This window comes from Nocardia sp. CA-129566 (genome assembly GCF_050956075.1).
In the GTDB taxonomy this organism is placed as follows: Bacteria; Actinomycetota; Actinomycetes; order Mycobacteriales; family Mycobacteriaceae; genus Nocardia.
The window spans coordinates 2,937,334-2,958,764 of the sequence record NZ_CP192085.1; the positions used below are offsets into that span (position 1 = coordinate 2,937,334).

General features: G+C 65.0%; 15 protein-coding genes. 10 read left to right on the forward strand and 5 right to left on the reverse strand.

Going from position 1 to position 21,431, the window contains the following annotated elements:
- Window positions 1–473: 473 nt before the first annotated feature.
- Window positions 474–686, reverse strand: coding sequence for a DUF397 domain-containing protein (locus tag ACQP0C_RS12850; RefSeq protein ID WP_433733143.1), 213 nt, complete (start codon window positions 684–686; stop codon window positions 474–476).
- Window positions 683–1,573 carry a helix-turn-helix domain-containing protein gene (locus ACQP0C_RS12855; RefSeq protein WP_433733144.1) on the reverse strand — a complete coding sequence of 297 codons (891 nt, stop codon included), beginning with the start codon at window positions 1,571–1,573 and terminating at the stop codon, window positions 683–685. The genes ACQP0C_RS12850 and ACQP0C_RS12855 overlap by 4 nt, the downstream gene beginning before the upstream one ends.
- Before the next feature lie 255 nt (window positions 1,574–1,828).
- Between ACQP0C_RS12855 and ACQP0C_RS12860 the strand changes: the two genes are divergently transcribed.
- Both ACQP0C_RS12860 and ACQP0C_RS12865 read left to right on the forward strand, forming a co-directional pair.
- Window positions 1,829–2,245 (forward strand): hypothetical protein, encoded by a 417-nt coding sequence (locus ACQP0C_RS12860; RefSeq protein ID WP_433733145.1) that lies wholly within the window; start codon window positions 1,829–1,831, stop codon window positions 2,243–2,245.
- Window positions 2,246–2,262: 17 nt separating this feature from the next.
- Entirely contained in the window at window positions 2,263–2,724 is a 462-nt protein-coding gene (locus tag ACQP0C_RS12865; RefSeq protein WP_433733146.1) for a hypothetical protein, read from the forward strand.
- A gap of 10 nt (window positions 2,725–2,734) precedes the next feature.
- Here the strand turns inward: ACQP0C_RS12865 and ACQP0C_RS12870 are convergent, their stop codons facing one another.
- Both ACQP0C_RS12870 and ACQP0C_RS12875 read right to left on the reverse strand, forming a co-directional pair.
- Window positions 2,735–3,166, reverse strand: a complete 432-nt coding sequence (locus ACQP0C_RS12870) for a YbaB/EbfC family nucleoid-associated protein (protein WP_433733147.1) — start codon at window positions 3,164–3,166, stop codon at window positions 2,735–2,737.
- A gap of 49 nt (window positions 3,167–3,215) precedes the next feature.
- The gene (locus ACQP0C_RS12875) at window positions 3,216–4,886 is read right to left on the reverse strand and encodes a hypothetical protein (protein WP_433733148.1); all 1,671 of its coding nucleotides are present in this window, start codon (window positions 4,884–4,886) and stop codon (window positions 3,216–3,218) included.
- A gap of 185 nt (window positions 4,887–5,071) precedes the next feature.
- Here ACQP0C_RS12875 and ACQP0C_RS12880 point away from each other — a divergent pair, with 185 nt between their 5' ends.
- A complete protein-coding gene (locus tag ACQP0C_RS12880) occupies window positions 5,072–6,985 on the forward strand; it encodes a type VII secretion target (RefSeq protein ID WP_433733149.1) in 1,914 nt (637 codons plus the stop codon).
- A gap of 17 nt (window positions 6,986–7,002) precedes the next feature.
- Window positions 7,003–9,117 carry a hypothetical protein gene (locus ACQP0C_RS12885; protein WP_433733150.1) on the forward strand — a complete coding sequence of 705 codons (2,115 nt, stop codon included), beginning with the start codon at window positions 7,003–7,005 and terminating at the stop codon, window positions 9,115–9,117.
- A gap of 171 nt (window positions 9,118–9,288) precedes the next feature.
- On the opposite strand, the gene ACQP0C_RS12890 is transcribed toward ACQP0C_RS12885, so the two are convergent.
- Entirely contained in the window at window positions 9,289–10,536 is a 1,248-nt protein-coding gene (locus ACQP0C_RS12890) for a hypothetical protein (RefSeq protein ID WP_433733151.1), read from the reverse strand.
- Window positions 10,537–10,742: 206 nt separating this feature from the next.
- Here ACQP0C_RS12890 and ACQP0C_RS12895 point away from each other — a divergent pair, with 206 nt between their 5' ends.
- The 6 genes from ACQP0C_RS12895 to ACQP0C_RS12920 all read left to right on the forward strand — a co-directional run bounded on the left by ACQP0C_RS12895 (window position 10,743) and on the right by ACQP0C_RS12920 (window position 21,395).
- A complete protein-coding gene (locus ACQP0C_RS12895) occupies window positions 10,743–11,723 on the forward strand; it encodes a C40 family peptidase (RefSeq protein WP_433733152.1) in 981 nt (326 codons plus the stop codon).
- A 529-nt stretch (window positions 11,724–12,252) separates the two neighbouring features.
- A complete protein-coding gene (eccA, locus tag ACQP0C_RS12900) occupies window positions 12,253–14,007 on the forward strand; it encodes a type VII secretion AAA-ATPase EccA (RefSeq protein ID WP_433733153.1) in 1,755 nt (584 codons plus the stop codon).
- A gap of 4 nt (window positions 14,008–14,011) precedes the next feature.
- On the forward strand, window positions 14,012–15,568 hold the full coding sequence (gene eccB, locus ACQP0C_RS12905) for a type VII secretion protein EccB (protein WP_433733154.1): 1,557 nt from the start codon (window positions 14,012–14,014) through the stop codon (window positions 15,566–15,568).
- Window positions 15,565–19,575 carry a type VII secretion protein EccCa gene (gene eccCa, locus ACQP0C_RS12910; RefSeq protein WP_433733155.1) on the forward strand — a complete coding sequence of 1,337 codons (4,011 nt, stop codon included), beginning with the start codon at window positions 15,565–15,567 and terminating at the stop codon, window positions 19,573–19,575. Before eccB ends, eccCa begins: the two co-directional genes overlap by 4 nt.
- Window positions 19,576–19,681: 106 nt before the next feature.
- Window positions 19,682–19,999, forward strand: coding sequence for a PE domain-containing protein (locus ACQP0C_RS12915; RefSeq protein ID WP_433733156.1), 318 nt, complete (start codon window positions 19,682–19,684; stop codon window positions 19,997–19,999).
- 31 nt (window positions 20,000–20,030) lie between these two features.
- Window positions 20,031–21,395 (forward strand): PPE domain-containing protein, encoded by a 1,365-nt coding sequence (locus ACQP0C_RS12920; RefSeq protein WP_433733157.1) that lies wholly within the window; start codon window positions 20,031–20,033, stop codon window positions 21,393–21,395.
- Window positions 21,396–21,431: the final 36 nt, after the last annotated feature.

Consider the following 21,431-nt stretch of genomic DNA (forward strand, 5'->3'; position numbering starts at 1 on the left):
CGCGTTCACTCTGCCCGGTACTCCTCGCTGTGAGAGAAGGCGCGGACTCCGCAGGCTGGGGCCTCTGGCGTGTGGGGAGTTGCGGCATGTCAGTCCATCGACCCGATTCGAATGGTGGCACTGCCCTCTCCAGAACCGCCTTCGACTCGGCTCGACGCCGGATGGTGGCCTGGGAGAGTGACTTCGAGACAGGCCCTGGCTCGGTGCCGACAGGAGTGATCAGCGCTTCGTGCCGTTCGCGGGCAGGGCGGAGCGCCTCTGGGCCGTGTCGAGGATGGTTCGGGCGAGCCCGGTCGGGGATGGTTCGGGCGAGCCCGGTCGGGGATGGTTCGGGCGAGCCGGTCGGGGACTTGTATCGTCCGGCGGCGGTCAGAGTCGGGTCGGGGAGTGCCCGCTGGCATCGATGATGACCGCCACCGACTGTGCTGGTGAGTTTGCTTGTACGCGAACGGATTCCAGTGGAGGCTGCGCTGTTACGGCTGCGGGCGGTTGAACTCGCCGTTTTGGATGCCCGTTGTGAAGGCGTCCCATGCGCCTGGGGTGAAGCTCAGTGCCGGGCCGGTGGGGTTCTTTGAGTCGCGAACGCCGACCCTGCCTCCTCCGAGCCAAGCTACCTCGACGCACTCGGTTGCGCCGGAGCTGTGGCTGCTCTTGAACCAGTGCGGTCTCGACAAGTCAGTGTTCATGGTGTGTAACTCCTTGCTGCCCGCCTGAGCAGATCTCGCGTTGATGTCTCGTCCAGCGCAGTACACCGTAGAGCTGAAGCAATGTCATGGTAACGCTCTACATCGTCGGCTTTTTCCATGTACAGGTCGGGCTTTCCATTCCCTTCGAAGTAGACGAGAGCGGGTTCAACCGGCTGACCTTTGGTGTCGGTACCGAAGTCGAGGATGACGAACGGGCCATGCACCAAACCCCAGGTGCACCCGCTGGCGAAGGGGTGTATCCGTACCGAGATGTTGGGCAATTTACTCATCTCGGCCGCATGCCGCAGTTGGGCCGCCATAATACGTGGTCCGCCCACAACACGATGCAAGGCTGACTCATGCAGCAACACTTCCAGTTTCGCAGGGCTGGACTTCCGTGTGACGATCGCTTGTCGCTTGAGCCGCAGTTCGACTCGTCGGTTGAGATCTTCGGCGTTGCTATCTCGATAGTATGAGCTGATCACTGCGCGTGCGTAATCGGCCGTCTGCAACAGGCCGGGGACGATCTCATTGTACGAAATAAGTTGGTGCGCTGAGGCTTCCAATCCGAGGTACATCGCGAAAGTGTCGTCGCTAAAGAGCCCGCTGAAAGCCGTATGCCAGCTCTTGACTTGCGCTTTCTCAGCGAGCTTGAGCATCTGGCTGGTTTCCCCAGTCGCCACGCCGTACACCTCGCACAGCGCCCGTATCTCGCGGATCTTGACCTTCACCACTTGAGCGTTCTCGATGCGGTGTAGCCCGCTCTTGCTGAGTTCGGCCAGCGCCGCCGCTTGGTCGAGGCGAAGTCCCTGCCCTTCGCGCATCTCGCGCAGGGCGCGCCCGAGCTGTCGCCTGGGCAGGGTCGAGGAGCCATCTGCACTGGTCAAGGCAATCACACCCTCAGCAAATCTGGGACGATGGAGCATCTGAATGTGGCACGGACTAGCACCTGAACTGGGACCTATCGTGCAGGTTTGGGATGAATTCCTTGGGAGTCCCAGGTTGGTTCCCGGCATCGTATCGCCCATGTTGTGCTGTGTCCGGCGGTTGATAGCACCTGATGAACCGGTGTAGCGCAAACCCTCCGGCAGCCCGCCCGGCCGCCGCCCAGACCATCACGACATCGATCGAGGCCTCCAACGATGACCAAAACGCAAGTATCGCAGCCGGATATGGACGTTGCACGCGTCGGCCAACTGGCACAGGCCGACGCGAGAACAGCACATGGCGAGACCGTGATCGTCACCCCGCCCAGGGTGTGCGAGCGCGGCGATGTGCAGCTCGCCCACGAACAGATGCGAATACACCGGGCATGCCGCTCGGGGCAATGCGTGTGGAAGTCGGCGGCGTTCTACACGCTCGTGAGCGTGGGCTGCCTTGTGCCGCAATCGATGAGCCCACGCGAACGCGCGGCCGCGCGGGGTATCGCATATCCGCCGCTCGAAGATGTCGCATATCGTGCTGGCGACGGTCCACCGCTGCGAACATTGCAGGAGGTTGTGGACAGGCTGGTCGAGCTGGCGGCTCCGGTGTCCGGGCGCACTACGACCGCCGGATAACGGCGACGGTGACCGGAATGGGCGAGCATCGCACCGAGGTGGATGGCTGGCTGGCGGTGTGGCGGATCGACCGCCATCGCATTCGAATGATGCTGGTACGCGACGTGGTTTCCGCCGAGACGCTGGCATCGTTCCATCCGGCCCGCTGCCCCGACCTGGCGCAGATGCGTGAGCGCTTCCCGAAACTGTCCCGGCTATGGGATGCGGTCCGGCACGAGTATTGGACGGAATTGATTCCGGCGCAACGATGTTCCCGCGGGATGTCGAGCCTCATGAGCGATCGGAATCTGCATCCGGCGAACTCCTCTCCGCTGCCGGAACGGCTCAACCGTCTCAGCGTGCGAGCGACCCGAGCGGGCTACCGCCTCGTCCGCGGCGTCGTATCGCCGTATGTTTGGGAACTCTTGGACGCCGAAGACGACGAACTCATCTATTCGGCCGCAAGCCTGGAAGAGATCGAGGACTGGCTGAGGTCCTGATGCGGTGTGCTCACTCGGCTCGCTTCTCCTCGCCGCGGAAGAAGGTGCGGACCTCGCGTAGGTTCGGCACCTCGTCGACGATATCGGAAAGATCCGGCAGGTCATCGAGTTCGGCGGCGACCGGAGCGGTCAGCGCCGTGTGCTGTGCACGGGCCCGGCCGACCGCCTCCTGGACCGCGTCGAGGATGGTGCGGGCGAGCTGGTCGGGGGATTTTCGCACGGCGGCGGCGGTCAGCGTGAGATCGGTGAGCACGCCATTGGCATCGACGACCACCTCCACCGACTGGTCCGGTGAGTTCGCCTGTCCGCGAACCGCTTCCAGTTGCCGGAACATCTCGGCCAACCGAGGCTGCTGCTGCTCGTAGCTGTCGAGGAGGTGCTCGATCTGGTTACGCAATCCGCTGTTGGCCGATCGCAGACCTTCTCGCTTCCATCGGTCCACGCCGATCTCCTTTCTGAACACCCACGCTGGGTGGTCCGCCGATCGATCATCACTCGTCGAAGACGGAAGCCTTCGCCATCGTCACCAGCAGCCGATGCAGGGTCTTCGCGGGTCCGCTGGCCGCGTCGCCGTCCAACTCGACGGCGGCGAAGGCCTCGGCAAGGGCTGCGGCAGGCGCGAACACACCGTTGCGGAAACAGTTGTCGCTCAATGCGCTACGCCATCGCTTGTAGCCGCTGACCACGCGCGCGAGTGTGTCGCCCTTGGCGCCGCGCACCCGCAGATACTCCGTGATCAACGTGCGCTGCGCTTCGGTGCGCGCCCGGAATCCACCGGCGAGATCCAGCGCACCGCCGAGCGCGCGCAGGATTGTCGTGTACATCGGGCGGTCCGGTCGGGTGGGGCGCGTCGAGTGCGGCACCGCAACGGTCGACCCGGTCAGCATGCGCGGATTCGCGACGGCGGCTCGGTCCAGCATGATCCACGGTGCCGGATCATCGGATTCCGCTTCCGTGTTCCGGTTCTCGACACGTGAGGGCGCACCGGCCAAATCGGCGATCTCGATCCCGTGCAGTGGGACGGTGTACCGGCCGACCATGGCGTCGAGGGCGGCGGCCATCTCGCGCACCGTGTCCGCATGGATGCCCGACGACTCGAAACCGCGAATCTCGAGGTTGTGCCGGGCAGCCATCTCACGGGCGATCCGCATGGCCTCGGTATCGGTCTCGGCCTGCTGGGGCACCGGGCGCTGCGGCGCGGCGCGCTTCTCCTTCTTCTTATTCTTTTCCGCCGCATCCTTGTCGGCGCCCGGGCGACCACCGGGGCGCGGTGGGGAAACCCGTGGTGGCGCGCCATTCGACGGGGAACTGGTCGGGGACGACGCCGCCGGGGACTTCGACCACGGAGTGCCTGCCGAATTTCCGGACCAGGGTGTGCCCGCAGTGGACCCCGCGGTGCGTGCGGCCGACCCGGACTGCTTGGCGGACACCGGATTCGAACGGGCGCCAGCGGTGGCGCTGGGATTCGCGGCGGCAGGGCTCGCGGCGGGAGCCGCAGTGGTGCTTGCGGGTGTTGCGTTATCGGCGGAGTCGGAACCGTCGGCGGGTGCCTGGGAGTCATCGGTCCCACCGTTTCCGCCCGTGCCCTGGTTGCGACCATCGCTACCGGCCGGTGCATTCGACTGCGGGTCCGCCGATTGTGCCGATGGCGACTGCGCGGATGGAGACTGTCCGGCGTTGTTCTGCGCGGCCGAGCCGTCGGTCTTCGGACGATCGGTGGTGGTCGGGTGGATATTCGATACGGGTGTGGATCCCTGTGGTGTGGACTGGCCGCTGGTTGTGGGAGTGGGTATCGAGGTCGGACGCTGATAACCACCCGTGTCGTCGGCATCTGTGGTGACATCGGTCGGGTCCGCCTTGTTGATGTGCTGCGCGCCGGCGAGGTCCTGCTGACCGAAAGTCTTCGCCGCGGAAGCGAGTTGGCTCTGCATCGACCGCACCGCCTGGACCAGGTTCTCCATACCTTCCATGGCCTTGTCGGCACCGGGCACATATGACTCGGCGATCATCTTTCCGGGGTCGTCGTCACCCCAGAATTCGCCTTCACGCGCGAGATCGGCCTTCAGGTCGGCCACCATCCGCGCGACCTCGTCGGCGACCCCATCGAGCTGTGCGGCGGAGGTGCGCATGGCGTCGAGATCGGCCCACAGCGATTCGGCCACCTCGATCTCCTAGCTGTGCTCGTGCTGATCCGCCTCGCGCGCGGATATCCGACTCCATTCGGAAGTCCATTGTCGAGTCTTCGCAGTGTGAGGGCGTTCTCGAGCATCCCCAGCAGTGGGAAGGATCGACAATGGTGGGCGTCGGGTGGCGGGAAAGGATCTGATTGCATATGCCGGGTGGCAGCATGGAAATCGACCCTCAGGTGTTGTATGACTTGGCAAACCAGCACGATCGGGTCGCGGAAGACACGCTCGAATGGGCCAAGAAGCCTGACGCGTGGTTGAAGGCGTTCCCGGACAGCTACGGCGCGATCGCCCACCCGGTGCACCAAGCCCTGGAAGGCTACTACGACGCTCGATATAACGCGGGTCGCGCGCTGGCGGACGAGCACAAGAAGACCGCGGAAGATTTGCGCAGGGCCGCCCGGGACTTCGAAGAATCCGACCTGCACGGCGCTGCGGATATCCGCCGCATCATGGATGATTCCGGTGCGCACGGCCAGCCGCACACCTCGCCGTCGTTGCCCAACGGCACATCGCCGAACGGGCATGTGCCGGTCAATGCCAGCCCATCCGACAACGCGCCGGTAGGTAACCAGCCGGTGCACTCCACCCCCGATTCACCGGCCGGTGCCGGACCTGTCACTGCTCCGACGACAAATGGCGCGGCGCCCGCCGGGCCCGACGGGACAGGCATGTCGACGCCGATGGCGGGTACCGTTCCGCCCGGTGGCCCAGGTGGCGGTCCCGGTGGTGGCCCAGGTGGGGGTCCCGGTGGTGGCCCGGGTGGTGGCCCTTCCGGGCCGACGGTTACAACACCGTCGGGTGCGGTCGTGCCGCCGGTATCGGCGGGACCGGGCGGTGGCCCATCCGGCCCCGGTCCGGACGATCGAACGTCGGACCGGTCGGGCGTGAGCGCGGCGGGCGACCTGCCACCCGCGCCCATGGCGACGCCGTTTGCGTCGGCCGTTGCCGCCAATAAGGACAAGGAGGCCGCACCGGCGTACGTGGTCGGCGATGCCGTCAACAATGACCTGGTGGTCGCGCGCACCCTGCTCGGCGCTGTGCTGGCGGCCGTCGATTCGTCGGTACTCGGCCTGCACTGGGCCGTGGCGGTGATGCGCGGTCCGGGTGGTGCGGGTGTATTCATCACCTCCAACGAGGGCCGTGGCTGGTTCCCAGCGGGGCTGTATCTGCCGCGCGAGGTGTCCACGCCATGGCTGTGGGACGAAATGCTCGGCGCGGGTTCCACGGATGCGGCGTCGCCATGGGAGGGCGTATCCGATCCGGCGCGCGTCCTAGTGGAGTTCGGGCTGGCCTGGGGCGCTAAGGCCGGAGCGTCGCTATCGGCGGTGGTGTCGTCCGGACCGATCGATTCCGGCCTGCGATCGCGGTTCAACGATGTGTCGATGGAGGGCATGGTCGGACCCTCCTACGATGTCGATCTGCGCGTGTCCACCCCCGATACCGCCGATCGGCTCGGGCTCGCCGGTTCCGTCGAGGCGCTGGAACAGATTGCGGCCGTACCGGATTCGGGTCTGCGCGCGCGCTGCCTCGAATTGGCGGCGGACGCGCACGCCAAGGTGAGCCGGATCCGCGACCTTCCGTCGGACGGTGCGGGCGCACGCGGAGTGCGGGAGCGCATCCTGGGCGCGATTCAGTCTGGTCGCGACATTCCGAGGTCCTGGTGGGACGAACTGCGTGACGCCGACGATCTGCTCGCGGCCTCGATCATGCCGCGCCGCGTCGATGTCGGCCGGGTCGAGCCCGGAGATCTGCGAGTCGACGACGCTGACGGCGGATTGCGCGCGCTGGTATTCGAGCGGCGGTGCAACGAGCTGGTTCTGCTGTTGGCCGAGGAAACCACTCGCCAGCAATTGCGCGACGCGGTGTACGCACACGAGCAGATCGTGAAACATCCACGATTCGTGGAGGTTCCGGCGGCCGTTTCGACAGCAGTGGACGAGCGTGCTGCCGTACCTGCGGTTTCCGGTCGGGTGACCGCACCCGGGGTGTCGGCCCCGGCTGTCTCCGGCCCACCCCCGGGTGCGATTGCCGCGCCGTCTACGCCGCTACCCACTACCAACGAACCGCAGTGACGGGGGTGCAGTAGGAAATGGGTGCAGCCGATCCCAAGGGCCAGGGTGGTAGCGAGAATAAGGACGAACCGAAGAAGGACGAACCGGCACCTCCTCCGTCGGGCAATGGGCACGAGCTCTTACTCGCGGGCGATACTCTCGGTGACGGTCAAGAGCTCACGTCCAGTAACGGTAAATACCATCTCAAAGTTCAGGGAAACAATGTAATCTTCACCGGCCCGGACGGTCGTCAGGAAGCTTTCCAGACAACTGGCGATCTGACCGGTGTGACGGCCAATGAGAACGGTCTCGATCTCAGGATAAACGGCCCTTACGGTGCTTACTCCGGTAATTCGACGAATGTTGATCTCAAGGATGTCTATGGAGTAAAGGTCACTGATGATGGTCGTGTAGTTGTCCTGGGTAAAGATGGCAAAGACGGCGACAAGACCAAAACCAAAGAGCTGAGTACGATTGCCAAGGATAGTGGCGTACAGCACTATTTCTTGGTTTCGTTGCAGCCTCCGCGGGGGGCGCCGGACGTTCTCAAGAACGTCATCGCGTCCGCCGAGCAATGGATGCAGGGCTCGGTCGATGCGATGGGGTCCGGCAAGTACAACGCGTTGCCGGATTTCTCCACGTTGCTGACGAATGCCGGTCTAATGGATCCCCGGTCGAAGAACAAAGGCGCGATGATCGATGAGTACTCTAAAGATGCGGACTATTTCGAATCGGTAAAAAGTTCTCTGCGTGACGCCGACAAGAGCGTCGATCTTGTGTCCTTGGAGAAGATACCAGATTCGGTCAAGGATGCCAGGAAAAATATTGAGAAGACCGTACATGACCTCCAGGACAAGCTGTTGAGTGCGGATACCGACATCACGTGGTCGGGCTCGGGTCCTGGTGCGAAAATCGAAAGCGCCAAACTCAAGCCGGCTGCGGTGGATCAACTGTTGGGTGCGGTATCCGATGCCACCGACGATGTACGAAAGGAAATCGACAAGGTAAAGGATGCGGTCGAGGAGGCAAAGAAGCATGTCGACCGCCAGAAACCGAAGCCCGGTCCGAGCCCGAGCCCGAGTCCCAGCCCGAGTCCCAGCCCGAGCCCCAGCCCCAGCCCCGGCCCGAGCCCGAGCCCGAGCCCGAGCCCCAATCCGAGTCCGAACGCCGACCCCATCGGTTTCAACGACGAGGATTTCAACAACAAGTTGGGGCTCGATGGCTTGGGCGACGGCGCCTTCGACGGCAATGCCGACGGTGTGAACAGCGCGGACGAGCGCACCGGCGCGGATGGCACCGGCGCGGATGGTACCGGCAGCATCACCAGCGGTACCGGCTCCGATTTGGGCGCAAGATTCGACCAGGCAATCGCCGATATCACACGAGCAGCTGGTGGGTCGACCGGCGGCACCGGCTCCTACGGAAACTCGGGTGCCGCGAGTAGTCCGTGGGGTGGGGGCATGGGTTCGTCGAATCCCTTGGCATCGATGTTGGGGAATGGATACAACCTGCCGCAACAGATGGGCCAGAACGGGTCGCAGTGGGGCGGTCAGAATGGTTCGTCGAACCCTTACTCGAAAATAACCGGCAATAATGCATCGGCAGTGCAGGCCGCGAGTGCTACCCCGCAATCCCTGGCCAACGCGGCAAACAGCACCGTGCCCGCGGTTACGGCCACACCGGTATCCGCGAATCCGAACGCGATGGTCGACGCGACGATCAAGGGCATCGGGGATGTGAAGCTGCCATCGACGCTCGCCCAAGCCTTCAACTATGCGACCAACGATCCGAACGGTGCCGACGCGCACGCGGCATATACGGGCACGGCGGGTCAGGAAACGGACACCCGCCCGTGGTCGAATATCAGCGAGGGCCAAGTAAAAACCGGGGACGTGGTGCAATTCGAACACCGGAGCGCGCTGGTCTATGTCAACGATGAGAACAAGCTCTTCGCCATTGTGGGCGGAATGGCGATACCGCTCAACACCGCGAATCCACCGGATGCCAGCTTCGGCGGCTTCTTGACATTCAAGCACCCCACCGGACTCGATGGCATCGGCAATGCCACGCAACAGGCCGCGCTACCACCGGTGACCACCGGGGGAACGGCACCGTCGCCGCCGCCGGTCTCCGCCGCCACGGTCACGATCTGAGAACCGTATCTCGCGGCGGGTCGACTCCACTCCGCCGCGAGACCCACGGTTCGCCCACCTGCATCGTGATGGCGAACGTCTTCTGCGGGAATATGTTTCGGGCAGCACCCGACCGGCATGAAATAGCGCCTTCGGGCATGGGCCCAGCTGCCCAGGCCCGGGCTACGGTCCTCAGGCCTGGGCTGTGGGTGTGACAGCCGGTGGCGCGCTCGGATCGCTCGGTGTCGCGGCCGGAACGGGCGCAGCGGGCGCCTGGGCCGCAGGCGCGGCGACTCCTGGCGCAGCCGCAGTCGGCGCTACGGCCGCCGCATTGGGGTCGGCTGGTGCCGTCGCCGCGGGCGCGGTGGTGGCCGGTGCCCCAGGTGCGGTGGCAGCCGGTGCCCCGGGTGCGGTTGTGGCCTGTGCCGCGTGCTCGGACTTTTCCTTCTCTTGCTCTTCGTGTTCCCTGCGCTCTTTATCGTTCTGCATCAGCGCCGTCACCACGGGTGTCGCCGCCATGACCCCCATCGGGACCAACATCGCGAGGGTCTGGAAAATCTGGCCCAGTCCGCCGTCTCCGCCGCCCGACCCGCTACCGCCCGATGAGCCGCCCGACGAACCACCGCCGCCGGACTTGTCACCGGATGACTTGCCGTCGCCGGAGCCCTTGTCGCCGGAGTTCCCGGCCATGTCCTGGTTGGCCTTGTAGACCGCCTCGACCTTGCGGTACACGCGCTCGATTACTGCGGCGATCTCCTCCATCAGCTTCATTTCCTGCTGCGCCTTGTGCTTTCCGGTGATCGGCACCTTCAGCCTGGTCTGCAGCTCGTGCACCATGTGCCTGATGTCCGCGAGCGTCTCGTCTTTCTTGGCGGCCACTTCGATAGCGGTTTGGGCGACCTTGGTGTCGTACTGCAGCAGAGATGTCTGCTTCGCGCGCACGGCGGCCATGGCCTCCTGATAGGCAACGGTGGCCTCGCCCTTGCCAAGAGCCTGGTATACCACCGTGCGCAGCAGTTCACCGACCTCTGGCGGCGGTTCCGGAACGCCCCGGCCGAGCAGATCCACCGCGGTCTGAATTGCCGTCTCGGCCAAGGCGACAAAGGATTTCAGTGCTGGCGAAGCGCCTGGTGGGGGATCAAGTTCGACCGGCCAATAATGCTTCGCAGTGGTGGGCGGTTTGTCGCGGCAATCAGGCTGCTTGTCCTTGTCCGGCGGTGGGTTCTTACCGTCGGGCGGGTTCTTACCGTCGGGCGGGTGCTGATCTCTGGGTGGCGGGCCTTGCGGATCGGGTGGCAGCTTCTTGTCGGCACCGGTGGTGTGATCGGTGGTGTCGCTGGGCGCACTGGCCCAGACGAGTGTATCGGCCGCGACCTGGTGGTGCTGGTTCGCCAGATCCCGCAATACGCCAGGGTCGATTTCCGTGCTGCCGTCCGGCATATGCAATCAGATCCTTTCCCGCCACCCGACGCCCACCATTGTCCAGCCTTCCCGCAACTGGGAAGTGCGATCGTTTCCGTTTCCCACCGGGATTGCCGCATAGTCGTGTGCGACTTCGTCGTTCGGGAAGGCTCGAAATTTCGTCGGCGACATCACAGCTGTCGATTTGGAAGGCGGTCGATGATGAGCGATAGCGAGTCGGTCGGATGACGCCGCAACTCACTCTCGACCTGAACGGGGTCCTGGACTCCCTACTGGGGCTTTACGGTTCGGGCCAGCCGAGCTCGAGCGCGGTGGCGATGGCCGTATCATCGGTTGCCGCCCGCACCGACGACGGCCATCGCGGTTCCTTGATGGTCGGCTATGGCGACATGCGAGGTATGCATCAATCTGTCGCCGAATCTCACGCGGGCAAGGACAGCATCGTGAACCGGGCGGTCGCATCGGCCGGTGACGGAACCGTGGTCGGCCGAAACATGGTGAACAATCAGATCGCGGATCTGCAGACTCGCTTGCAGGCGATCGCGACGATCGGCGATACCCGCTTCAGCGGTCCGGCGCTGCTCGACGCCGCCCAGAACACCATCACGAAGGTCGCCAAGCAGGTCGACGCCGATGTTGCCGCGGCGAGGCACCAGGCGGCTCAGATCATGCCGTCGGCCACACCACAGATCACGCGCGGTCGCGTGACGGGCGGTGGGGGCCGTCGTCGGCGCCGGAGTCGAGCGCGCACCACGGCTCGGACGGCGGGCCGCGCGACCTCTCGATTGCAAGCCATCGCCGGGCGTCCCGTGCCATCGGACGGAACCTCCGGCAGCAAAGCCGTCAGCGCGGCCAGCGCCTGGCTGGGCACACCGTACATCTGGGGCGGTGGTGGTGCGGGCGGTCCGACCGGCGGCGGCTTCGACTGTTCGGGGCTGACCCAGTATGCCGTCGCGCAGGCCACCGACGGTCGAGTCGTATTGCCCCGCACCACTTATGAGCAGATCTACTCCGGTGTTCGAATTTCCCCGCAGGACGTACGGCCCGGTGACCTGGTTTTCCCGGCGAGTTCGTTCAGCGCGCGGGGGCCGGAGCATGTGCAACTCGCCGCGGGCAACGGGCTGGTGATCGAGGCACCGTACTCGGGTTCGACGGTCAAATGGTCGCGTATGTCCAGCGACGCAGTCGTTGTGCGGGTGATCTGAAGTCTGCAAACACCACAGCGGCCGGTGACTGCTGAATGTCACCGGCCGCCAGGGGGAGCCGTCGGGGTTTGGGGTTCGGCGACTCGCCACGGATGTGGGGAATCCGTTCTGCACGGCGGCCCGTTGCCGGGTCGCGGCTCCAGGCCGCCGCTCGAGGTTGTGGGCTGTCAGGATGAGGACCGCCAGCCCGTTGTGAACTATACCGCTAAATAGCGGTTCGATCAATAGTGGTCCGTTGAATGGGTGAGACCACCTGGTCGGCAATTGGTCGACGCCGACGGCAGCGGCCGGCGCCTGGGAAACGAGCTGGGCCGGGCCGCTGTCATGTCTGTCTGAAGGTGTGGGTATCGGGCGGCACTCGAGTGGATATGACCGTTGAATGACGGCACCATAAATGACGGCCACTTATCTGGAGGTCCAGGTTTCCGCTGCCTGTCGGGCTTCCCAGTGTTGGGAATTGGTTGGCAACGGCGGCTGCCTCGGAATGTCTATCGTTCCGGCAGGCGAGTGAGGCGGAAGGGAAGTCCAGGTGTCAGCGGCCGAGGACGCGTTCTATACAGGTGTTCAATCACTGGGATTGGTCGCCGGGGGAGTGCGAAACGAACAGCATGCGGTGGCAGCGTTCCGAGCCGCCACCGATCTTGATCCGGATATGTGCGATGCGTGGCTCGGCTGCGCCATGGCCGGTGAGGTCACCTCGGAGGTGATCTACGGTGCCTACCGCTCCGTGCACAACCTCTATCGGGACCAACAGCGCGCGGGTCTGGTCGATCGCTCGCTGTGGTGTCAGGTCGAGATCGGCATGTACGGACTGCGCGTCGCGATGGCAGACCGCGACCAGATCGCGATCGCCCAGGCGTGTTCGTACGCCGAGGGTGGCGAATGGCAAGAGGCCACGGTGATTCTCGATCAGGTGCCCAGCGACGATGTGGCCGATTTCGTCCGCATGTCGCTGTTCTTCCGGACCAAGCAATGGCTAGACGTGCTCAGCGCACGCAGCGCGAAGCCCGTGCTCGAGGACGGACTGCTGGATATCGCGGCCGAGTTGATGACCGCCCAAGCCCTGGCGCATCTGGGTCGAATGGGCGAGGCGATGCCGCGCGCGCAGCGCATCGCCGAGGACGCTGCCTCGGGCAATCTGTCCTACATCTGGGCGGATGCGCACTTCCTGTTGGGCATGCTGTACCGGCACAACGGAGATCACGAGAACGCCGACCGAATCCTCAAGGGGCTGCAGGGATCCGGCCTGTGGACCGAGCGGGAAGAGTGGCAGCGCGCGGTCAAGGACAAGTCGTATCGGCTCGAGATCACCAACCCCGACCTGCTCGCCTCGCGCACCGACAAATGGGATCCGAAGACCGGCGCCGATCCGGCCGAGGCCGCGGCCTCGGCGGCGCGCGCGGAGCGCGAGACGCTGCTCACGGAGGCCTCGGAGCTGCTGCAAGCGCAGATCGGTATGGATTCGGTCAAGGAGCAGGTCGACCGGCTGAAGTCAGGTGTGCTGATGGATCAGGTGCGGGCCAAGCGCGGTCTGGCCGTGGAATCCAAGTCGCAGCATCTGATCTTCTCCGGCCCTCCCGGGACGGGTAAGACCACCATCGCCAGGGTGATCGCGAAGATCTTCGCGGGCTTGGGGGTGGTGGAGAATCCCGAGGTCATCGAGGTATCTCGCAACGATATGGTCGGCACCCATCTCGGCCACACCGCGCCGAAGACCAATGCGCTGATCGATTCGGCGCTCGGTGGTGTGCTTTTCATCGACGAGGCCTACACCCTGATCCAGGAGGGCCTGTCCGGCGGCGACGCGTTCGGCAAGGAAGCCGTCGACACGCTGCTGGCGCGGATGGAGAACGATCGCGACAAGCTGGTCGTGGTCATCGCCGGATACGAGGACCAGATCGACCGGTTCCTCGCCTCCAACGACGGCCTGGCCTCGCGCTTCACCAAGCGGATCCGGTTCTCCAGCTATGGCGCCGATGAACTGACGCAGATCGCCGATCACATTGCGCGCAAAAAGGATTCGCTGCTGTCCGAATCGGCGCGCGAGATCCTGCGGGATCGCTGCGAGCAGCTGGCCGGGCAGACCAAGAACGGTCGCAGGCTGATCGATCTGGCCGGCAACGGTCGCTTCATCCGCAATGTGGTCGAGGCCGCGGAGGCCGAGCGCGACTATCGCTTCACCAAGGAGAATGTGGATGTCGCGGCGATGAGCAACGAGGAATTGATGACCATCGACGCGTTCGATATCACGGCCGCGCTGGCAGGTTTGGCGCCGACGGGCTGAGCCGGTGGCGCGTTTCCGGGTGGTGACCAAACACCAGATATCCGGCTGGCGATTTCTCCTGCGTCGTATCGAACACGCCCTGGTGCGGCGCGATGCCTCGATGGTGGATGACCCGCAGCGTGGGCGATCCACCGCACTGTCGATCGGCATCGCACTGGCCTGTCTGATGATCGCGGGCGCGGCCGTGCTGGCATTCTTCAAGCCCGCCAAACAGGTAGGCAACTCGAATATCGTCTCGGAGAAGGACAGTGGCGCACTGTTCGTGCGCCTCAACAACCGGTTGTATCCGGCGCTGAATCTGACTTCGGCGCGGTTGATCCTCGGTACCGCCGAGAACCCGGTGCCGGTCTCCCGCGACGTGCTGGCGAAGTATCCGCGCGGACCGTGGGTCGGCATACCCGGGGCGCCGGGCACCATCGTCGACAGCGGCACTCGGGATTCGTCGTGGGCGATCTGCGATACCACTTTCATCGGTTCGGCCGCACCGGTGAATCAGTCGACCGGGCTGCCCACCACGGCATCTTCCGCGGTTCGAACCACCGCGATCGGCGGGTTGCTCACCGTCGACGGCGACACCATCCGTCCGCTCGGCGCCGACGAGGCCCGATTGGTGCGCAACGGTAGGGATACCTGGTTGCTGTACAACGACGGCGAGAAGGGCGTGGTCCGCGCGGCGATCAGCCTCGCCGATTCCGCGGTGACGTTGGCGCTGGGCATCGACCCGACCGCGCCGGTGCCCAATGCGTCCAGCGGACTCATCGATGCGACACCGGAAGTGCCGCCCGTGCGGGTGCCGGATGTGCCGGGCGCGGGCGGTTCGACCACCTTGAGCTCCGGACTGACGGTCACCGTCGGTTCGGTGTTGAGCATGTCGACGCCGGATCGCGGCGCCTCGTACTATCTGGTGTCCCAATCGGGCTTGGTCCAGGTCAGCGCGGTATTGGCGGCGATCGTCCGCAATGCTGACTCCTACGGTATGCCCGCGACCACGGCGGTCGGGCCGGATCTCATCACGGCCAATATGCGGCCTGGGGCCTGGCCCGGGACGGCCGACTACCCGGCTCGCCCGGTCAAGATCGTCGACCCCACTCGTTTCGGGGTGAGTTGCTACCACTGGTCACGCGACAACGGTGATCCGAATGCCCGCACCGAACTGCTGGTCGGTCGGCAGCTGCCGTTGACGACCGGAGATCAGGTTCGCGTCGTCGACCTGGTGACCGCGCCGAGTTCGGGTGGCGCCACCGCGGATTCGGCCTATCTGCCCGGCAGCAGCGGCCGTTTCGTGCAGGTCACCGGAGCCGATCCCACCTCACCCCTGCGCGAATCGCTGTACTGGATCTCCGACAGCGGGGTGCGCTACGGCATCGATGCGGGTATCGGCGACACCGGTAGCCAGACCTTGGCCGCACTGGGACTGCGTAGCCCGGTGCCCGCGCCGTGGAGCATTGTCTCGTTGTTCGCAGTCGGTCCGGTGCTGTCGCAGAAGGATGCCCGCGTCCAGCACGACGGGATTCCCACCGATAAATCGGCCACCGGCCTGAAAACTGGCGGTACGTCATGACGACCACGCGTCGATTCGTGCGCCCGGCGCGCGCCGTCCGCGGTCCCAAGGCGCCCGCAGTAACCGAATTGCGGTTACAGCCGCCGACCGAACTGCCCAAACCGGTGCCGCCGTCCAGAATCAAAATGATCATGCCCGTGGTGATGGTCGCGGGTATGGGCGGAATGATGGTGATGATGTTCCGCAACGGCGGGCAGATGTCACCGATGATGATGATGTTCCCGGTCATGATGCTGGTGTCGATGTTCGGCATGATGGGCGGATCGATGGCGGGCGGTGGCGGCAGCAATGCGGCTTCGCTCAATGAGGAGCGCAAGGACTATCTGCGCTCGATCGCCGATAACCGCAAGACCGTCCATGCGGCGGAATCGGAGCTCTTCGCCTTCCTGCGCTACACCCATCCCGGCCCGGCGGAGATCTCCCGGCTGGTCGGTGGCACCCGGATGTGGGAGGTGCAGGTCGCGAGTCCGCAGTTCCTGCGGGTGCGGGTGGGCCGGGGCCGGATCGCCAACCAGGTGCGCGTGATCGTGCCGGAGGCGGCGCCCACCGCGGATCTGGATCCGGTCGGCGTTGTCGAGGTCACCCGGTTCGCCAAGGCCTATTCGACCGTCGGCGGTATGCCGGTCGCGATCAATCTGCTGTCCGCGCCACAGGTCGGATTGGACGGTGACGCGGACGCGGTGGCGGCACTCGTGCGCGCGATGATCGCCGAGATCGCGGTTCTGCACGGACCCGACCAGGTGGCCATCGCCGCGGTGCTGTCGGATCCGGATGGACCGGAGTGGTCCTGGCTGAAGTGGTTGCCGCACACGCAGCATCCCAGTGAGACCGATGCGATCGGATCGAGCCGGATGGTGTACCGATCCGTAGCGGAATTGCGCACGAAGGTGCTCGCCGGTCTGAATCGCGGCCCGTTCTCCGCCAACTCGCAGCCCACCCTCGACCGGACCCACTACATCCTGATCGTGGATGTGGGCGGGGCCGCCAACGAGCGCGATATCTCCGGTGTCGACGGCTGCACCTGGCTGCGGCTCGGCGCGGCCGAGCAGACGCTGCCGCGGGCGCTGAAATTCACCGTGAGCGAGGACCGGGACCTGCACGAGGTCACCGCGCGTGGGCCGCGCCGGGTCGGCACGTCCGATGCCATGTCGGTGCCCGCGGCAACCGCGTTGGCGCGCAACCTCTCTCCGCACCGTCTGTCGACCGTGGTGGAGGCGGTGGCCGCCGAACAGGCCAGCAGCGGTACCTCCTGGGAGGAAATGGTCGGCGTTTCCGATCCGGGCAATATCTCGGTCGATCTGCACTGGCCGAATCGCCGCGACAGCGACCGCGCCAGGCTCAACATTCCGTTCGGCCACGACCCGACCAGCCAACTCGTCTTCCTCGACATCAAGGAATCGGCAGAGGAGGGCATGGGCCCGCACGGCATGTGCATCGGGGCCACCGGTTCCGGAAAATCGGAATTCCTTCGCACACTGGTGCTTTCGGCGGTCGCGACGCATTCGCCGGATGTGCTGAACCTGCTGCTCGTCGACTTCAAGGGTGGCGCGACCTTCCTCGGCTTCGACCGACTGCACCACGTCACCGCCGTGGTCACCAATATGGAAGAGGAAGCCGATCTCGTCACCCGCATGGAGGACGTGATCAATGGCGAAATGGCCAGGCGGCAGCGGATTCTGCGCGATGCGGGCAACTTCGCCAGCGTCGCCGATTACGAGCGGGCCCGCGAACAGGGCGCACAACTACCGCCGCTGCCGACGCTGCTCATCATCCTGGACGAATTCGCCGAACTCCTCGAACAGCATCCGAATTTCTCCAAGCTGTTCGTGGCCATCGGTCGACTCGGCCGTTCGCTGCGCATCCACTTGCTGCTCGCCTCGCAGAAGGTGCCCGCCAACCGGATGGGTGAGCTCGAGGCGCATCTGTCCTACCGAATCGCGTTGCGTACCAACCAGACCGCAGATTCCCGCGATGCCATCGGCACGGCCGATGCTTACCACCTGCCGAAGAAACCGGGCGCGGGATATCTGCGGGTCGGTTCGGGTGATCTGCAGCGGTTCCAGGCTGCGTACGTGGGTTCCAGCTACGCCGCGCCCGCTCAGGCGAGTGCGGCCAGCGCCCAGCGCGCGCGCCGGATCGGCGGCGGATACCGGTCGCCGCAGCAGTTCACCGCTACCCAGATCATCAATGTCCGGTCGGAGCCAGTTGTCGCACCCGAGCCGGTCGCGCCCGAGGTGGACCCTGAGGGCGAGCCCGTCACGCTGATGGAGACGGTGCTGCAGCAATTGGCCGGCCACGGCCGTGCGGCGCACAAGATGTGGCTGCCGCCGCTCGGCGTGCCGCCCACCCTGGAGCGGTTGGTCCGCTCGGTCACTCCCGGTGCACTGCAGATGGCGCTGGCGATCGTGGACAAGCCGCGTCAACAGCGTCAGGACATGTGGTCGGTCGATCTATCCGGCGCTGGCGGTCACATGGCCGTCGTCGGTGGCCCGCAGTCGGGCAAGTCGACCGCACTGCAGACCTTGGTGATCTCGGCCGCGTTGACCCACACTCCGGAACAAGTGCAGTTCTACTGCCTCGACTTCTCCGGTGGCCTTACCCCACTGCGTAATGTGCCGCATGTGGGATCTGTCGCCTCGGCGCGCGACGGCGACCGGATCCGGCGCACCTTCGCACTGATCACCAATCTTGTCGCGAGCCGGCAGGCTCTGTTCTCCGAACTCGGTATCGACTCCATGCGCGAATTCCGGCGTCGGCGTGGGGTGCCGCGCGAATCGGCGGAGCTCACCGCCCATGGCGATGCGCACGGCGACGTGTTCTTCGTCATCGACGGATGGGATATCGGCTTTTCCGTCAATGGGCCCTACTACGACGAATATGTGCCGGTTATGGAATCGATCGCGCTACAGGGTCTGAACTACGGCGTGCACCTGGTGATCAGCAGTTCGCGCTGGGCCGCCATCCGGCCGAACATCAAGGATCTGCTGCAGACGCGAGTCGAGATGCGTCTCGGTGACCTCACCGACACCGTCTTCTCCCAACATCGCGGGGTGGTCTCGGCGATTCCGGCGGATCGTCCCGGTCGCTGCCTTTCCAACGATGGGCTGCATATGCTCACCGCGCTGCCGCGCATCGACGGTGTCGGCGATGCCGAGTCGGCGGCCGCCGGTGTGGCGGGCGCGATCGACGAACTCACCCGCCTGTACCAGGGCCGCCGGGCACCGGAGGTGAAACTGCTGCCGGATCGGATCACCCTGGCCGAGATCCGCGCGAATCGGCCGGAGCCGACCACCCTGGCACAGCGGCTGGTTGTGCCGTTCGGTGTGCGGGAATCCGATCTGCGACCGGCCGCCATCGATTTCGGCGTCTCGACGCATATGGTCGTGCTGGGCTCGTCGGGCTGTGGTAAATCGACGGTGATTGCAGCGCTGCTGGAGTCGATCCGGACGCAATTCACCAAGGACCAGGCACGGGTACTGCTGGTGGACTACCGCCGCCAGCACATGGAGTCGATTCCGGATGATCAGCTGGTCGGGTATCTGACCAGCGAGCGCGATTTGAAGGACGGGCTGCCTCCCTTCGCCGCCAAGATGCGCGAACGCCGCCCACCTGATGCGGTGACACCGCAGCAGTTGCGGGAACGGTCGTGGTGGAGCGGACCGGAGATCTTCGTGGTCGTCGACGACTACCACATGGTTGCGCCACGCGGTTCGATCAATCCGTTGGACGCGCTGCGTGACCTCATCGTGGACGGCCGTGATACCGGTTTCCATCTCATCGCGGCGCGCAATATCGCCCAGGCCGATATGGCGCTGTACGACAACGTGCTCGGACAGGTCAAGAATCTGAACAGCTCCGGACTGATCATGGATGGTTCAAAGTTGGACGGCATGCTCATCGGCGATGTCAAGCCTTCTAAGCAGCCCGTCGGCCGCGGGATCTTCGTCGAGCCGCTGCACTCCCGTAAGGATCTCGTGCAGGCCGCGTGGACACCGCAGCCGGAATGATCCCTGGTCAAGCCCGTTTCTAACGGCATTCCCAAGATTGGGAATGCCTTAGCGTTCTTGATGTATCGACTCGCGAAGAGTCGACACCTCTCGTTAGGAGACTTCCATGAACCTCGATATTGTTCCGGAGCATCTCCCGGTTATCGCCTCACGGCTCGGTATCAGTGCAGCCGACCTCATGCAGATGCTCGGCTCGGTCGCGTCGGTCTCGATCCCGCTGCCGCCCGGGTTCGATGATGTGAGCGCATGCATTCCCGAAGCATTCGGCAACCAGGCCGCGCGGGTATTGCCGTGCACCGCACACGGAGTCGCGCACGGAGTCAATGGCGCGGAAGCGCTACCCGAAGTGAGCGGCTCCTTCGCGGTCACGGATTCGTTTGGCGGTGCCCAGGTCCTCAGTCATGCTGTGATAGTCGGCGGGTAATCGAGGGCAGCCCGAGCGAAAGCATGATGATATGCTCCTGCCTTTTTTCATCGCGCAGACGCCCGAGGAGATAATCGGGCGGCTGCTCGGCGGCCCTGGGGTCACGTGGACGCAGGTTACAGCGTCTGCGTATTGGGCGATGGCGGCGGAATTGAATGCTGCCGCCGCGGCCACCGAGGGCTCGATGACCGAGCTGAGCGGAACGTGGCATGGACTCTCGGCCGAGCAAGCGCAGGCGGCGTTCCGCAACCACGCGGGGTGGTTGCGTGCGCAGGCCGTGGTGGCCGAGCAAACCGGCCAAGTGGCGGACCTGGTGGCCACCATCTATTCCGGGGCTCAGAGCGCTATGGAGGTGGTCGCCGCACACCTCGTCGAATTCCGCGTGACGGAAGCCGCGCTGGTCGCTACGACGGCCATGGGCGCGCCGACTGGTCCGCTACTCGCGGCGCATGAGACGGAGTATTTGGAGATCAAGGCGGAAGCTACCGCTGTGATGGTCGGTTACGCCGCGGCATTGATACCGGTGCTGGCGGCGCTGCCGCCACCGATCGAAGCGCCCCCCATCGTGACCGGCGGAGATCCGGGCATGCAGATGGATTACACAACCTACGACGATCCGACATACACCGGGTCGACCGACCATACCGGCACCAACCCGACTCAAACGTCGACGCCGTCCACATCGTCGGACACCGGCGGCGGTAACCAGTCGAACGGCGGTGGTAACCAGTCGAACGGCGGTGGCGACAATGGTTCGAACGGCGGTGGCGACAATGGGCCGACCGATCCCACACAGCCCACGGACCCGACGAATCCGGCCGGGACTTCTGATCCCGAACAATTGACGCCCCAGATGGATCCCAGTGCGGTAGGCGGTGATTCGGGAGCGAACGGATACGACTTCGGATCATCGGACCAGCAGGGGCTCACCGGGACTTCGCAATATTCGACGACGCTCGCGGGATTGAACGGCGGGGTCGGCAGCCTCGTCGCGCTCAACATGGCTCGCGGCGGCCTGGGATCGATGCCGGGCGCTTCGACCGGATTCCGGATGCCGGCCAACTGGAATCTGGGTGCCGCCAGGGCATTCGGTGCCGTGCCGCAGCAGCCGGGCCTCGGTTCTATGGGGCCCCGGCAGGGCCCCCCGCGTGGTGCGGTCGCGCCCAAGTCTCGGATGCGGCGTCGCCGCGACGACGAGAAAAAGCCGTCGAAGGTATTCGTACCGGGCGAACCACAGGAAGTGCCGGTACTCGAGAAAGCTCCGGTCGTCGGCGTTATCGAGTACGCGGACGGTAATGGCCGCGACGAGCCTGTGCTCGAACCGGTCCTGGCAGTCGGCGTCATCGAGCGAGTCGAAGACGAAGCCGTACTCGCCTCGGCAGAACGTCCCCGGTGAAGCACACCGCGGTCGAATATCCAGTTGATGGAGAGG

Bases quoted from the DNA above. Each gene is read 5' to 3' on its own strand.
- ACQP0C_RS12850 (WP_433733143.1), bottom strand. From the start codon at position 686: ATGAACACTGACTTGTCGAGACCGCACTGGTTCAAGAGCAGCCACAGC.
- ACQP0C_RS12860 (WP_433733145.1), top strand. From the start codon at position 1,829: ATGACCAAAACGCAAGTATCGCAGCCGGATATGGACGTTGCACGCGTC.
- ACQP0C_RS12865 (WP_433733146.1), top strand. From the start codon at position 2,263: ATGGGCGAGCATCGCACCGAGGTGGATGGCTGGCTGGCGGTGTGGCGG.
- ACQP0C_RS12880 (WP_433733149.1), top strand. From the start codon at position 5,072: ATGGAAATCGACCCTCAGGTGTTGTATGACTTGGCAAACCAGCACGAT.
- ACQP0C_RS12885 (WP_433733150.1), top strand. From the start codon at position 7,003: ATGGGTGCAGCCGATCCCAAGGGCCAGGGTGGTAGCGAGAATAAGGAC.
- ACQP0C_RS12890 (WP_433733151.1), bottom strand. From the start codon at position 10,536: ATGCCGGACGGCAGCACGGAAATCGACCCTGGCGTATTGCGGGATCTG.
- ACQP0C_RS12895 (WP_433733152.1), top strand. From the start codon at position 10,743: ATGACGCCGCAACTCACTCTCGACCTGAACGGGGTCCTGGACTCCCTA.
- eccCa (WP_433733155.1), top strand. From the start codon at position 15,565: ATGACGACCACGCGTCGATTCGTGCGCCCGGCGCGCGCCGTCCGCGGT.
- ACQP0C_RS12915 (WP_433733156.1), top strand. From the start codon at position 19,682: ATGAACCTCGATATTGTTCCGGAGCATCTCCCGGTTATCGCCTCACGG.
- ACQP0C_RS12920 (WP_433733157.1), top strand. From the start codon at position 20,031: ATGCTCCTGCCTTTTTTCATCGCGCAGACGCCCGAGGAGATAATCGGG.